This is a genomic window from Phocaeicola dorei (assembly GCF_013009555.1).
In the GTDB taxonomy this organism is placed as follows: Bacteria; Bacteroidota; Bacteroidia; order Bacteroidales; family Bacteroidaceae; genus Phocaeicola; species Phocaeicola dorei.
This window is the reverse complement of record NZ_CP046176.1, coordinates 3,889,651-3,905,201: the sequence shown is the minus strand read 5'-3', so window position 1 is coordinate 3,905,201 and position 15,551 is coordinate 3,889,651. Positions and strand designations below refer to the sequence as shown.

General features: G+C 42.2%; 9 protein-coding genes. All 9 read left to right on the top strand.

Annotated elements, in window-relative coordinates:
• Positions 1–7 precede the first annotated feature (7 nt).
• Positions 8–226 (top strand): NVEALA domain-containing protein, encoded by a 219-nt coding sequence (locus GKD17_RS16495; RefSeq protein WP_005842970.1) that lies wholly within the window; start codon positions 8–10, stop codon positions 224–226.
• A 693-nt stretch (positions 227–919) separates the two neighbouring features.
• Complete coding sequence (gene lepB, locus GKD17_RS16490) at positions 920–1,822, top strand: signal peptidase I (RefSeq protein WP_005842969.1); 903 nt, start codon at positions 920–922, stop codon at positions 1,820–1,822.
• A 14-nt stretch (positions 1,823–1,836) separates the two neighbouring features.
• Positions 1,837–3,744, top strand: a complete 1,908-nt coding sequence (locus GKD17_RS16485) for a discoidin domain-containing protein (RefSeq protein WP_007839816.1) — start codon at positions 1,837–1,839, stop codon at positions 3,742–3,744.
• 2 nt (positions 3,745–3,746) lie between these two features.
• A complete protein-coding gene (locus tag GKD17_RS16480; RefSeq protein WP_005842967.1) occupies positions 3,747–5,396 on the top strand; it encodes an O-antigen ligase family protein in 1,650 nt (549 codons plus the stop codon).
• Positions 5,397–5,448: 52 nt separating this feature from the next.
• A complete protein-coding gene (locus GKD17_RS16475; protein WP_007839819.1) occupies positions 5,449–6,516 on the top strand; it encodes an efflux RND transporter periplasmic adaptor subunit in 1,068 nt (355 codons plus the stop codon).
• Between the two features lie 4 nt (positions 6,517–6,520).
• Positions 6,521–9,601 (top strand): efflux RND transporter permease subunit, encoded by a 3,081-nt coding sequence (locus tag GKD17_RS16470; RefSeq protein WP_005842965.1) that lies wholly within the window; start codon positions 6,521–6,523, stop codon positions 9,599–9,601.
• Positions 9,588–11,075, top strand: a complete 1,488-nt coding sequence (locus tag GKD17_RS16465) for a TolC family protein (protein WP_007839821.1) — start codon at positions 9,588–9,590, stop codon at positions 11,073–11,075. Before GKD17_RS16470 ends, GKD17_RS16465 begins: the two co-directional genes overlap by 14 nt.
• Positions 11,072–14,248, top strand: coding sequence for an efflux RND transporter permease subunit (locus tag GKD17_RS16460; RefSeq protein WP_007839823.1), 3,177 nt, complete (start codon positions 11,072–11,074; stop codon positions 14,246–14,248). Before GKD17_RS16465 ends, GKD17_RS16460 begins: the two co-directional genes overlap by 4 nt.
• Before the next feature lie 89 nt (positions 14,249–14,337).
• Positions 14,338–15,501, top strand: coding sequence for an N-acetylglucosamine-6-phosphate deacetylase (gene nagA / locus GKD17_RS16455; protein ID WP_007831775.1), 1,164 nt, complete (start codon positions 14,338–14,340; stop codon positions 15,499–15,501).
• Positions 15,502–15,551: the final 50 nt, after the last annotated feature.

Below are 15,551 nucleotides of genomic sequence, written 5' to 3'. Positions count from 1 at the left end.
GGTAATAATGAAAAGTAAAAAAATGTTTTTGAGTCTTGTGGCTATTATTTTTAGTATATTTATTGGTTATAATATATATAGCGTGGAAAATAGTCAACAGACATTTGATGTTTCTTTTTTGAATATTGAAGCATTGGCGAGTGGCGAAAGTTCCGGTAATTGCCCAGAGTATGGATCTGGTTGTTTAGATGGTGTATGGTGGCCTTCAAAGCGGGAAAAATGGTAACTTACTATTTTTCTTGAAAAAGTATATTAAAAAGTTTTTATACTGCTTTGGATATATTTTGAAGCTAGTATATTTACTTATAGATGCTATAGTTTTGGATTTTGTTGAAGAAGGAATGATATTTTGTTTTTCTGATTATAACGAAATTTTATATGGTAGCTTTTGTAAGGACTATGATTACAAAGAGTGTTAATAAATTAATCTTATTCCTTTTTGTAATTTGTGTTATTGGAATAGTATGGATAACTAATCCAAGTGATTACTTTAGCTTCATTTAAAATATCTTCTGACTCTATAAATCGATCCTATTACTAGTGGACAATATTTTAGTAAATAAATGAGTAAAGGGAGGACGACTCTTTAATATTGGGGAAACTTCGGCAAAAAATGATGTGACTTAAAAATTACCGGACGATTTTTGGTAGCCATAAAGCATTGATAGAAGATGAAATAAATGTTTCCCCTTTATTTAAAAATAAAAAGGTGATAGACGTTCCCTATGAATATTTGCCGACAGCCGTAATTAATTTGTTTGAATCTGGAAGTGTGGGAAAATCGACTGTGGAGTAAATATTATAGTTTTGAAGATTTTTGTGAGTATATCTTCGCTTATATGATAGAAAATGAGCCATTGGAATCCTAAAGAAGAACGTGCTTTTTATATGAAACAAGGTAAACAGGTATTTCTATAAAATGAAAAACAGGACAGAACATTGGGTTAGTATAAAAAAAGGACTTGATAAATTATTATCAGTAGCTTTTTTCTTTTGCATAATTGTAATCGTATGGTTATTATTTCAGGTGATTGGTTTTGTTTCGTTTAAAATTCCTTCTGACTCCATGGAGCCTGCCCTGTTTGCCGGAGATAATATATTGGTGAACAAGTGGGTGATGGGAGGACGCCTATTTGACATTTGGGATGCTTCCGAGAAAAAGAATGTAGAAATATCCCGTTTGCCCGGCTTCGGGAAGGTAAAGCACAATGATGTATTGGTTTTTAATTTCCCTTATCCCGGCCGATGGGACAGCCTGGGACTGAATTTAAAGACTTATTATGTAAAGCGCTGTGTGGCTGTGCCGGGTGATACCTTTGAAATTAGAAATGCACACTATAAGGTGCGTGGATATACGGAAACTCTAGGATGCGTAGCTTCACAGGACAGGTTGCAACAGCTTCAGTTGGCCGGAGAGGAACGAAATTGGGGCATAGTGATGAGGGCTTATCCCAATGATAGTTTGGTGAATTGGACGATAAAGGAGTTCGGCCCTTTTTATATTCCGGCTAAAGGTACGAGTGTGAAAATGAATACTGTTAACCGGATATTGTATAAGAATGCGATAGAGTGGGAGCAGAAAAAGAAATTGGTGCAACAGGGAGATTCATTTCTGTTGAACGATAGTATCATACAGGAATATCAGTTTAAGGAAGATTACTATTTTGTAACAGGCGACAAAGTAATGAATTCCAAAGATTCCCGTTATTGGGGATTGTTACCCAAAAAGTTTATTGTGGGAAAAGCGACATTGATATGGAAGTCCGTTGATTTGGATACGGATGAGATTCGTTGGAACAGGGTATTTAAAAGAATAGAATAATAGTAAGAAGCCAGATGAAATATTGTATAGTCAGCATCATGATAATTTGCTCTTCCTTCCTTTCGGTAAGTTGTACGGATAAGGCATTGGAAGACTCTTTGAAGTTGAGTGGTGAAAATCGCGCAGAATTAGAGCGTGTACTTTTACACTACAAAGACAATCCTAAAAAGAAGAAAGCTGCTGAATTCTTGATACGGAACATGAAATGGTGTCATGCCGAGGATTCTCCGTTTATGGATATATATTACAAGCAAGTAGATCGTTTACAGGCGAATGACAGCATATATGCAGAAGAGATGATTGCTTTCTATGATTCGATTTATAAACCGGAGTGGTTTCAAAATATGACTGTAACTTTCGATTTATGTACCATGAAGGCGGATTATTTAATAGATCACATAGACAGGGCTTTTCAGGCATGGCAGTCGCCTTGGGCAAAAGCATTGTCATTGGATGAATTTTGCGAATATATTCTTCCGCATCGTTTAGGGAATGAACCATTGGAGCCGTGGATGGCCATGTATCAGAAAACGTTTAAGTCTGTAGCGGATACAATGTATAATAGGAAGGTGGACGAGTTGTATGAAGTAATCAGCTGGATGGTTGTGGGGCACAGATATTATACACCTTCGTATGTGCCCGATCTAAGGCCTTCATCTTTGTTAGGGATAAAAGTGGGGGCATGTCCGGCCTATACGGCATTGGGAAGGTACATTTATAGAAGTATCGGTGTTCCCGTTGTTTCTGACTTTACTCCGAACTGGGCAAATCATGCCATGGGGCATGAATGGATTTCTATTATGGCAGATGGTAAATGTTATCCTATAATGCCGGGGAGTCCCTGCCGTTTTGGAAATCATATAAAAGGCGGAAGCTATCGCATGTCTAAGGCTTACCGCAATACTTACGGTGATCAGGGAGGACTTATAAAGGATGAAGAGGACATACCGCCCTTCTTTAAAAATCGCAGGATAATAGATGTGACGAATCAGTATATAGAGACAACGGACGTAGAGCTTGCTGATTGTTTTGATACAGAAACCAATACGCATTATGCTTATCTGTCTGTTTTTGACTTACGTGACTGGAAAGTGGTGGCGTATGGTGCGAAAAAGGGGGCGGGATATGTGTTCAAAGATATGGCTCGTAATGCAGTATATTTACCGGTTTTTTATTCCAAAGGGAATTATACTCCTGCTTATTATCCTGTAAAGGTGGATGAAAAAGGAAGAGTTTCATATCTGAATCCGGATGTAAAGCATAAGCGGAGAGTTGTTTTGACAAGGAAGTTTATGGATATGAATCCTAAGAAATGGATAAAGGCGATAATAGGAGGGTATTTTGTATTAAGCAGGGAAGCAGCTTTTGCGAATGCTGATACTATCCATATTGATTTATTGAAAGAGTGCAATTATCAGACGGTGACATTGAACAAAGCATATAGGTACATGAAGTACGTGCCACCGGTAAAGACAGAAGGAAACATGGCAGAAATAGAACTATATGATGAAAAAGGGCAGAAGCTGGCCGGTAAGGTTATTGGTAATTATAGACCGGAAAGAATGGATGCTATGGAAACGATGAAAAGGGCTTTTGATGGCAATGTGTTAAGTTCTCCCAAAACGGTGAAAACACAAACTGATGCTTGGGTGGGGCTTGATTTAGGACGTGTCGTTTCTGTTTCGAAATTGGTTTATCTACCCCGCAATGATGATAACTTCATTAAGGAAGGTGAGCTATATGAACTTTTTTACTGGGATAGAGAGTGGAAAAGTTTAGGAAGGCAGGTCGGTAGCAGGCAATTACAGTACCTGGAATATGATAATGTTCCTGATAATGCTTTATTGCTTTTGCGCAATCTGACAAAAGGGAAAGAAGAGCGGATTTTTACATACGAGGACGGGAAACAAGTTTGGTGGTAGAGATGGAAAATAAATGGTCGAAATATGGAATGGCATTGGTAGCAGGCATACCGGTTGCCCTGTGCCTCAGCGTGGTGTGTTGTGGTACGTCTTCACTGCCTGCCGATATATTGGAAGATGACTGGCGGTGGATGTATGGCTGTGGTGTACTCTCCTTGGCAGGCCTTGCACTGCTTGTACTCCTGTTCCCGAAAAGGGTAAAGGAATGTCTGTCGGCTGTCGTTTCATGGGTGTTTATTCTATACGGAGGTATAGAAGCCGTTTGGGGCATCCGCCAGGTATACGGATTTACCTATTCCAACCATTCCCTCTATGCCTTGACCGGCTCGTTCTATAATCCCGGTCCTTACTCAGGCTATCTTGCCATGATATTCCCTGTTTGTCTGCACGAATGGTTAGAGCGGAAAGAGCATAAGAAAACCGTACCTTATTATATTGCAATAGCCGGAATGCTATTGATTCTTTGTGTGTTGCCTGCCGGAATGAGCCGCTCGGCATGGATAGCCGCGGCGGTCTCTTTCATTTATGTTTGTGGTATGCACTATAAGATGGAAATTCAGCATTATATCAGGCATCATCGTAAGCAGGCAGTGTCTTTTGCCATAGTAACCTTTATTTTGGGCGGTATAGCATTGGGTGGCATTTATCAAATGAAAAAGGATTCGGCAGACGGCCGTCTGTTTATGTGGAAAATTGCTGCCCAAGCTGTCAGTGAGCACCCATGGACAGGATGCGGATGGAACAGTGTTCCGGCTGCTTACGGACAAGCGCAGGAGAATTATTTTGCAGCCGGAAATTATACGGCAACGGAGGAACTTGTGGCAGGTGCTCCCGAATATGTTTTCAATGAATATCTGCAAGTAGCCATTGCCTGGGGAATACCTGTGCTTTGCATCGGGTTGTTGATACTAGGTGGGAGCATGTACATAGGTCATAAACAAGGCATCTATGGACTATGCGGCGCATTGCTATCTTTAGCGGTATTTGCGTTTTCTTCTTATCCACTACAATTTCCGGCGTTTGTTTCGGCTTTGATTATATCGGTGCTGGCTTGCAGTATTCGTGTTCTTCCTTTAGAGAAAGTCTGGTTTCGCCTTTTGTTTACTATCTTATTGTTAATCGGAAGCTATGGCTGTTTCTGTAAATATCAGCAGAAATCCAAGACTGTAGAAGCTTGTAAGCAATGGACCAAAAGCCGTATGTTTTACCATTCGGGAGCTTATCAGCAAGCAGTAGAAAGTTATGCTGAAATTCAGAAAGAAATGAAAGGGAATGCTCGCTTTATGTTTGAGTATGGCCATGCTTTGCATAAACTTCATAAGCCTGAAATATCAAATAAAGTACTGAAAGAGGCCTTGAAAGTGAGTGGTGACCCCATGATACTGAACATTATCGGGAAAAACGAACAGGAAATGAAGCACTATGATAGTGCGGAATATTGGTTTATGCGTGCTGTCCATCGGTTACCCGGACGAATTTATCCTTATTATCTATTGGCTCATTTATATGCGGAACCGGCTTTTTATCAGTGTGACAAATTGGAGCAGATGGTACAGACTGTATTGGAGAAAGAACCGAAAGTTCAGTCTACCGCTATCAAGCAGATGAGACGGAAAGCACGGGAATTATTAAAAAAAGTACCCGAAAATTAGTTTTTTCAAAATAAAAAGTTTTTATTTGTTATAGATATCACAAAATATGACCATGAAATTACACATATTTGCATCAGGCTTATTATTAGCCGTTTCTTTCACTGCCTGCTCGGGAGAAAAAAAGGAAACAACGGAAAAAGAAGGGGTGGAAACAGTTCTTCCTTCTTTACCCAATGAGGTGACGGTGATGCCGCTGAAAAAGCAGGTTTTCAATCATGAATTGATCAGTAACGGGAAAGTGACGGCACAGGATTATGCCGACCTGTATTTTCGTACCTCGGAAGTGGTGGCGAATATCTGGGTAAAGAACGGGGATATAGTGCGGAAAGGTCAAAAAATAGCCCAATTGGATTTGTTTAAGTTGAACAATACGTTGGTACAGAATAAAAATAGTTTGGCACAGGCTACCCTGGAGATGCAGGATGTGTTGATAGGACAAGGATATGCTCCCGATAATCTGAAGGTGATACCTGCTGATGTGCTGGAACTGGCAAAAGTAAAAAGCGGGTATGAGCAGAGCAAAGCTCAATATGAATCTGCTCAATATGATATGGAACAAGCTACGTTGACTGCTCCTTTCGATGGAGTGATTGCCAACCTTTTTGAAAAGAGATATAATATGCCCAAAACTTCCGAGCCTTTCTGCCGGGTAATCAATACCGGAAATATGGAGGTGGATTTCACCGTACTTGAAAATGAACTGCCGTTACTGAAAGTGGGGGATAAGGTGGAGATTACTCCGTATGCCTCGGCAGCAGGTGTACGACAGGGAAGCATCAGCGAGATTAATCCGCTGGTGGACGAGAATGGGATGGTACGTGTAAAGGCGCGGGTGAACGGTAGTAATAAGTTGTTTGACGGCATGAATGTAAGGGTAAGCGTGAAGCGTTCTGTGGGCGAACAACTGGTTATCCCAAAAACGGCAGTTGTACTACGTTCCGGCAAACAAGTGGTATTTACACTGAAGGAGGGTAAAGCTATGTGGAACTATGTGCATACGGGATTGGAGAATATGGAGGAATATACTGTCACAGACGGACTGGAAGAAGGTATGGAGGTGATAACTACCGGAAATGTGAATCTGGCTCATGAAGCACCGGTGAGGGTGATTAAAAATTAAAAGTATGGTTAAGTTTTTATTACAACGTCCTATTGCGGTGCTGATGGCCTTTACCGCCTGCTTTATTGTTGGGTTGGTGACTTACTTCTCGCTGCCTGTATCTTTGCTGCCCGATATTGCCATACCGCAGATTACCATACAGGTGACGGGTGAGAATTCATCGGCACGGGAATTGGAGAATACGGTGGTTACCCCTGTGCGCAGGCAGTTGCTGCAAGTGGCCGGACTGAGAGAAATAAAAAGTGAAACTCGTGACGGGGCGGGCGTTATCCGTCTGGAATTTGATTTTGGTGTGAATACCGATCTGGCATTTATAGAGGTGAATGAGAAGATAGATGCCGCTATGAACAGTCTTCCCAAGGAAGTGACGCGTCCCAAGGCTATCAAAGCGAGTGCAACGGATATTCCTGTACTTTATGTCAATATGACTTTGAAAAACGACGGTGCTTATCAGGAAACCGACGAGCAACAATTTCTGGAGTTGTGCGAATTGGCGGAGAATGTGGTGAAACGCCGCATCGAACAGTTACCCGAAGTGGCTATGGCGGATATAACCGGAGTGCCCGGAAGGCTTTTGCAAATTGTTCCTGATAAAGATAAACTGGCCATGACGGGTATCAGTGTGGAGGATATAGAGAATACACTTTCCGCCAATAATGTAGAGCCGGGAAGCATGTTGGTGAGGGATGGTTATTATGAATATAATATTCGCATAGCTACCCTGCTTCGTACCCCGGAGGATGTGAAGAATATCTATATCCGCAAGGGGGAACGTATTATGCAGTTGAAAGAGCTCTGCAAAGTAGATATTGTTTCGCAAAAAGAGATGGGACGTTCCGTAGCCGGAGGAAAAAGGGCGGTAACGCTGGCCATTATCAAGCAGAGCGATGAAAATATGGATGTCATGAAAGAGAAGCTGAAAGAAACAACCGATTATTTTGCATCCCTGTATCCGGATATTGAGTTCAGCGTGAGCCGTAACCAGACGGAATTGCTGGACTACACCATTTCAAATTTACAGCAGAATCTTTCTTTGGGCTTTCTATTTATCTTTATTGTAGCTGTGCTGTTTCTGGGGGATGTCCGTTCACCGTTGATTATCGGCATCAGCATGGTTACTTCTATTGTAATCACATTCTTTTTCTTTTATTTCTGTCATGTGTCGCTGAATGTGATATCACTTTCGGGCTTGATTCTGGCAGTAGGTATGATGATAGACAGCGCCATTATTGTAACGGAAAATATTTCGCAGTATCGTGAACGGGGGTATTCTCTGAAACGTTCGTGTGCCGTGGGCACGACGGAAATGATTACACCGATGCTCAGTTCGTCCCTTACAACCATTGCGGTATTTGTGCCTTTGATATTTATGAGTGGCATAGCCGGAGCTATTTTTATGGATCAGGCTTTTTCTATCACGGTGGGATTGATGATATCTTATATTACGGGTATTATGTTGCTGCCCGTATTGTATCTGTTGTTTTATAAGGTCGGTATCCGCAGTAAGGGATTTCTTTCCAGACGTTTTGACAATCTGCTGAAAAATGAGTGGCTGGAAAGCTTTTATGATAAAGGGATTGACTGGGTGTTCTCACATAAAAAGCTTTGTGTGGCCGGCACGCTGGCAACCCTTCCACTGTGTGTGTTTCTTTTTTATGTAATGGAAAAAGAGCGTATGCCGCAGATTGACCAGAATGAACTGGTGGCAAGGATAGAGTGGAATGAGAATATCCATGTGGACGAGAACAACCGCCGGGTGGATGATTTAATGAAACAGGTGGACGACCGGGTAACGGAGCATGCTGCTTATGTGGGTATGCAGGATTATATATTGAACGGGGGCAGTGAACTTTCGTCTACCGAAGCGGAACTTTATTTCAAGACGGAAAAGCCATCCGGAATCTATTCATTGCAGGAATTATTAGAGAAGGAGATAAGAGAGAAATATCCGTTGGCTGTGGTTACTTTCTCACCTCCCGAAACAATCTTTGAAAAATTGTTTGTGACAGGAGAAGCGGATGTGGTAGCGGAACTCCATACGGCGAATAAGTCGCAGGCACCGGATGCGGAGCATTTGCAGCGGTTGGAAAAGGAAATTACGCGGGTGGCGGGTAATGTTCCGACGGGCATCGCTTTCCGGAATCAGATGAATCTGATAATCAATAAAGAAAAACTGTTGTTGTATAACGTATCATATGATGAATTGACGCGGGTGCTCCGCACGGCTTTCAAAGAAAACAAGGTTTCCGTTTTACGCTCTTATCAGCAATATCTGCCTATCAGTATTGCCGGAGAGGAAAAGAGTGTAAATAGTGTATTAAGTGAAACTTTGGTGCGGACGATGGCGGATGGTAACGGAGAGGTGAATCATATTCCTTTGAATAATCTGGTGACGGTAGTGCCCGCCGAAGATTTGAAGAGTATTACGGCGGGAAAGAACGGAGAATATATTCCTTTAAGTTTTTATGATGTGAAGGATGCACCGGAACTGATGCGGAATGTAAAAGAGGTGGTTAGTGAGGAAAAGGAATGGGAAGTGGATTTCTCGGGTAGTTTCTTTTCGAATGAAAAAATGATGGGGGAATTGACTGTGATTCTTTTTGTTTCTTTGTTGCTGATGTATTTTATCCTTTGCGCGCAATTCGAGAGTTTCCTGCAACCGCTGATTGTCTTGATGGAAATTCCTATTGATACGGCTTTTGCTTTGCTGGCATTATGGGTTTTCGGTCACACGTTGAATTTGATGTCTGCCATAGGCATTATCGTGACTTGTGGTATTGTGGTGAATGACTCTATTTTAAAAATGGATGCCATCAATGAATTACGGAAAGCGGGGATGCCTTTGGTGGAAGCCATTCATACAGCGGGCAGGCGCAGGTTGAGAGCGATTATCATGACTTCGCTGACAACTGTCTTTGCAATGGTTCCGTTGCTGTTTACCTCGGATATGGGGTCGGAGATGCAGAAGCCTTTGTCTATTGCCATGATTGGCTCTATGGTGGTGGGAACTTTGGTCAGCTTGTTTATCATTCCTTTAATATATTGGTTTATTTATAGAAAACATGACAAAAATGAAGTACATTAGCATATGGATGGTGGGGTGTATGCTGTTGTCTCTCGGAGCAAAGGCGCAGCAGGTGGTGAAGCTGGATTTGCAACGCACGATAGAGATTGCGAATGATAGTTCCTTGTCCGCTTTCAGATATCAGAATCTTTATTTGTCGGGATATTGGGAATATCGTACTTACAAGGCGAACCGTTTGCCGAGTCTTACGCTGGATCTGACTCCGGCTAAATATTATCGCTATATCACCCAGCGTTATGATTCGAATGAGGATATGGATGTATATCGTGAACAACAGATGTTCAGCGCATCGGGTGGATTGAGTATCAAACAGAATCTGGACTGGACGGGCGGTACTTTCTATATTGATTCGGAACTGGACTTTATGCGTAATTTCGGTGACTCAAAGTCTACACAGTATTCCAGTATCCCTGTGCGTGTGGGATATCAACAGAGCCTGTTGGGATATAATGCTTTTCGTTGGGACCGGAAAATAGAGCCGTTGAAGTATGAAAAGGTGAAGAAGCAATTCATTTATAACACGGAAATGGTTTCAGAAGAAGCGGTGACTTATTTCTTTGCGTTGGCTATGGCACAGGCGGATTACCGCTTGGCGGAGGAGAATGTGGCGTCCAGTGATACCCTTTATAGCATCGGACTCCAGCGTCATAAGATAGCAGCCATATCACGTGCCGATTTGCTGACATTGCAGCTGGACAAAGTGAATGCGCATAATACGTTGCAGAATGCGCAGATTGCTTTGAAACGCGCTATGTTTTCATTGGCTTCCTTTCTGAACCTGGATAAGAATACTGTGATTGAATTGGATATACCGGGACGTCCCACAGGAAAGATGATTCCCGTAGATGATGCGTTGATGCGGGCCAAAGAGAATAATCCTACTTTCCTGGAACAACGGCAGAATGTGCTGGAAGCGGAACAGAATGTGGACAAGACAAAGAAAGAATCCCGTTTCAATGCCAGCTTTAATGCCAGTGTGGGCTTTAACCAGGTGGCGGATAAACTGGGAGATGCTTACAGGCATCCTTTGCAACAGGACTTGGTTTCTGTCAGTGTTTCTATTCCTTTGATTGACTGGGGGGTGAGAAAGGGTAAATATAATATGGCGAGAAATAATCTGAATGTGGTGAGGATTGCCGCCCGTCAGGAAGAACTGAGTGTGGAGGAAGAGGTGATTATGACGGTGAATGATTTTAACATTCAGCAGAGTTTGATTGCGAGTGCGGAGGAGGCTTTGGATCTTGCCGTAATGGCATACGAGCAGACACGCCAACGTTTTATCATCGGAAAGGCGGATGTGAATAGTCTTACTCTTTCGTTGAACCGCCAGCAGGAGGCGCAGAAAAATTATATTTCGGCTTTGCAGAATTATTGGTTGAATTATTATAAGATACGTAAACTGACGCTGCACGATTTTGAGTCCGGTTTTTCCCTTGCGGACAAGTTTGATTTTAATACAGGAATTTATCGATGAGTAATCCGCGTAACCTCTCCTCGTTTACCTTGATAGTGACATTTGTCTGCCTGTCACTGATAGGGGTGGTATTAGTACCGCTGTTGCCGGTTAAGCTGGCGCCGTCGCGTACCTTGCCCGGTCTGACTGTTTCTTTCAGTATGCCCGGCAATTCGTCACGGGTTATTGAGGCGGAGGTTACCAGTAAACTGGAGGCGATGATGGCCAGAGTAAAGGGAATCAGGAAGGTGAACTCTACTTCGGATAACGGCAGCGGCTCAATTTCTTTGGAACTGGACAAGCATGCGGATATTGACGTTACCCGCTTTGAAGTGTCTACCATCATCAGACAGACCTGGCCTCAGCTGCCCGAGGGGGTGAGTTATCCTCAAATCAGTACGCGACGTTCGGATGATAAGGCATCCAGACCTTTTATTACTTATACACTGAATGCGCCTGCCAATCCTATTTTGATTCAGCAGTATGCGGAAGAGAATATCAAGCCGGTATTGGGACAGTTGAAGGGGATTTATAAAGTGGAACTGAATGGAGCTACACCTATGGAGTGGCAGTTGGAGTATGACAGTGACCAGCTTTCGCGTTTGGGAATCACACTGCAGGCTGTGCAACGGGCCATTAACCGCCATTATGAAAAAGAGTTTCTGGGGATCTGTTCTATTGAAAAAGGTGCGGAGGGCAGAGAGTGGATCAGACTGGTACGTACATCTACTGAAAAAGAAATGGAATTTGAACCGGGAGCCATTCAACTGCAAGCCGAAGATGGAACGATGGTTACGCTGGATAAACTGATAAAGGTAAGGCATGTGGAAGAACGACCGCAAAGTTATTACCGGATAAACGGGCTGAATTCTGTCTACCTGTATATCACGGCCGAGGAAACTGCCAATCAATTAAATTTAAGTGGGGAAGTGAAGCACCTTATGGGTGAGTTGCAACAGAAGATGCCTCCGGGCTATGAGGTACATATCAGTTATGACGCTACGGAATATATTCAGAAAGAATTGGATAAGATTTATTTCCGTACCGGACTGACCGTATTGATTTTATTGCTGTTTGTAGCGTTGATAACACGAAATCTGCGTTATCTGTTCCTGATTGTGACCAGTCTGGCGGTTAATATATCTGTTGCCGTCATTCTTTATTATGCATTTGGTCTGGAAATGCAGCTTTATTCATTGGCGGGTATTACCATCTCATTGAATTTGGTGATAGATAATACGATAGTGATGACAGACCATATTCTGCATCGCCGCAATCTGAAGGCGTTTGTTTCTGTACTGGCGGCCACGCTGACTACTATCGGGGCATTGGTTATTATTTTCTTTCTGGATGAGAAGATACGTCTGAACTTGCAGGATTTTGCAGCGGTGGTCATTATCAATCTGGCAGTATCTTTGTTTGTTGCATTATTCTTTGTTCCGTCCATGATTGATAAAATAGGTTTGGAGAAGAAAAAGAGAAGAAAAAGAAGACGTTTTCTGCTCAGACCCACTTTTATGAAACGGTTGACTGTCTATTTTACCCGTTTCTATCAAGGGGTGATTTATTATTTATGCCGTTTCAGGGTGATAGCTTGCCTATTATTGCTGCTGGGGTTCGGTCTGCCTGTATTTATGCTGCCCGAGAAGATGGAAGGAGAAGGTAAATGGGTGGAATATTATAATAAGGTATTTGATAATCCTACCTTCAAGGATAAGGTAAAGCCGGTAATCAACAAGGCTTTAGGTGGCAGCCTCCGTCTTTTTGCGGAAAAAGTATACGAGGGAAGTTATTTCAATCGTGATGAAGGTGAAGTGGTGCTTTCCGTTTATGCTACGTTGCCTAATGGCAGTACATTGGAGCAGATGAATGTGCTGATTAAGAGGATGGAAACTTATCTGAGCGATTTCAAGGAAATCAGGCAGTTTCAGACGTATATCTATAATGCGCGTCAGGCTAATATTCAGATTTATTTTACAAAAGAAAATCAGCGGAGCGGATTCCCGTATACTTTGAAAGCTAATATAATCAGTAAGGCACTGACTTTGGGAGGTGGTAGCTGGAGCGTATATGGTTTGCAAGATCAGGGATTCAGTAACGATGTGCGTGAGAGTGCCGGCAGTTTCCGTGTGAAACTGTATGGGTATAATTACGACGAACTTTCTTATTGGACGGAACGGCTGAAGGAGAAGTTGTTATTACACCGCCGTATCAAGGAAGTGACGGTAAATTCGGAGTTTTCTTGGTGGAAAGATGATTATAGTGAGTTTTATCTGGATTTGGACAAGCTGAGGATGGCGAAAGAGAATGTTACAGCCACGCAGCTGTTTACCGCTTTGCGCCCTGTATTCGGACGGGATATTTATTGTGGTAACGTGTTGTTTGATAATCAGACGGAACAACTGAAGCTTTCATCGCTCCAAGGGCAGCAATATGATGTATGGGGCTTGGTTAATATACCGTTTTTCATCAATGGCCGTTCTTATAAACTGGCCGATTTCGCTACTGTTCAGAAAGGACAGTCACCCCAGAAAGTTGCAAAAGAAAACCAACAATATCGTCTTTGCCTGCAATATGAATATATCGGTTCATCCGAACAAGGAAAAAAACTGTTGAAGAAGGACTTGGAGGAATTTAATAAGGTATTACCTATGGGATATACAGCCGAAAATGATCAGGATTATTGGTCATGGAATAAAAAAGATAACAAGCAATATGCATTGTTGTTGATTGTAATCGCCATTATTTTCTTTACGACGGCTATTTTGTTTAATTCTTTGAAACAGCCTTTGGCTATCATTTTTGTCATTCCGATATCCTACATTGGCGTATTCCTTACGTTTTATCTTTTCGGACTGAATTTTGATCAGGGTGGATTTGCTTCTTTTGTATTACTTTGCGGTATTACAGTGAATGCCAGTATTTATATTCTAAATGAATATAATGCGATAAGAAAAAGATATCCTCTGTTATTACCGGCACGTGCTTTTACCAAAGCGTGGAATTCGAAAATTATGCCTATTTTTCTGACGGTTGTTTCTACTATTCTGGGGTTTATTCCTTTTATGGTGGGGGATGGAAAAGAGGCTTTCTGGTTTCCTTTGGCGGCGGGTACTATAGGCGGGTTAGTTATGTCTATACTTGGAATATTTTTGTTTTTGCCTATATTCTCATTGAAGAAACAAAAAAGATAATGAAGAATTTACTTTTCTTTCTCGATAGAAGTGTTTACTTTTGTTGTTACAAAAAGCATTAAATAAATATTATCTAATACTCGCTAATCATGTTAACTCAAATTATTAACGGCAAGATTTTTACTCCGCAAGGTTGGTTGGACGAAGGCTCTGTACTGATACGGGATAATAAAATACTGGAAGTGACTAACTGTGACCTGGCACTGATCGGTGCGAAACTGATTGATGCTAAAGGGATGTATATTGTACCCGGATATGTGTGTATGCATGCTCATGGCGGTGGTGGCCACGATTTTAATGAATGTACGGAAGAGGCGTTCCGTGCAGCGATAAGAGCTCATCAGAAGCATGGGGCGACCAGTATTTTCCCAACGTTGTCTTCTTCTCCTTTTTCAGAAATCCGTAAGGCGGTAGCTGTATGCGAAACTTTGATGAACGAGAAGGATAGTCCTGTCTTGGGGTTGCATGTAGAAGGCCCTTACCTGAATCCGAAAAGAGCAGGTGAGCAGTTTGCCGGGAAATTGAAGAATCCTGATAAAGAGGAATATACTTCTTTATTGGAAAGTACTGACTGCATCAAGCGTTGGGATGCTTCACCTGAACTTCCGGGTGCGTTGGAATTTGCCCGCTATTTGAAGTCAAAAGGAGTATTAGTGGCTGTGTCACATACAGAATCAGAATACGGGGGGATAAAAGCTGCGTTTGAAGCCGGCTTTACTCATACTGCCCATTTCTATAACGGCATGCCGGGATTCCATAAATGTCGTGAATATAAATACGAAGGGACAGTGGAAAGTGTTTATCTGACAGACGGAATGACTATCGAATTGATTGCTGACGGTATCCATTTACCTGCTACTATTCTTAGGCTGGCTTATAAATTGAAGGGAGTGGAAAAAACTTGTTTGGTTACAGATGCTTTGGCATATGCCGCTGCTGATGGAATGGAAATAACAGATCCTAATGTAATTATTGAGGATGGTGTGTGCAAAATGGCTGATCATTCTTCATTGGCAGGTAGTATAGCAACCATGGATATATTAGTACGAACAATGGTAAAAGCTGGTATTCCGCTGGCTGACGCCGTACGGATGGCTTCTGAAACTCCGGCACGAATTATGGGAGTGGATGACCGGAAGGGGGCATTGCAGAAAGATATGGATGCCGATGTGTTGATTTTGGATAGAGAACTGAATATCCGGGCGGCTTGGGCTATGGGCAGGCTGGTGGAGGATACGAATACTTTGTTTTAAAATAGAAGATAACGGGAGAATAAAAGTATCCTTATTGTTTGGACAAGATG

Bases quoted from the DNA above. Each gene is read 5' to 3' on its own strand.
- GKD17_RS16495 (WP_005842970.1), top strand. From the start codon at position 8: ATGAAAAGTAAAAAAATGTTTTTGAGTCTTGTGGCTATTATTTTTAGT.
- lepB (WP_005842969.1), top strand. From the start codon at position 920: ATGAAAAACAGGACAGAACATTGGGTTAGTATAAAAAAAGGACTTGAT.
- GKD17_RS16485 (WP_007839816.1), top strand. From the start codon at position 1,837: ATGAAATATTGTATAGTCAGCATCATGATAATTTGCTCTTCCTTCCTT.
- GKD17_RS16480 (WP_005842967.1), top strand. From the start codon at position 3,747: ATGGAAAATAAATGGTCGAAATATGGAATGGCATTGGTAGCAGGCATA.
- GKD17_RS16475 (WP_007839819.1), top strand. From the start codon at position 5,449: ATGAAATTACACATATTTGCATCAGGCTTATTATTAGCCGTTTCTTTC.
- GKD17_RS16470 (WP_005842965.1), top strand. From the start codon at position 6,521: ATGGTTAAGTTTTTATTACAACGTCCTATTGCGGTGCTGATGGCCTTT.
- GKD17_RS16465 (WP_007839821.1), top strand. From the start codon at position 9,588: ATGAAGTACATTAGCATATGGATGGTGGGGTGTATGCTGTTGTCTCTC.
- GKD17_RS16460 (WP_007839823.1), top strand. From the start codon at position 11,072: ATGAGTAATCCGCGTAACCTCTCCTCGTTTACCTTGATAGTGACATTT.
- nagA (WP_007831775.1), top strand. From the start codon at position 14,338: ATGTTAACTCAAATTATTAACGGCAAGATTTTTACTCCGCAAGGTTGG.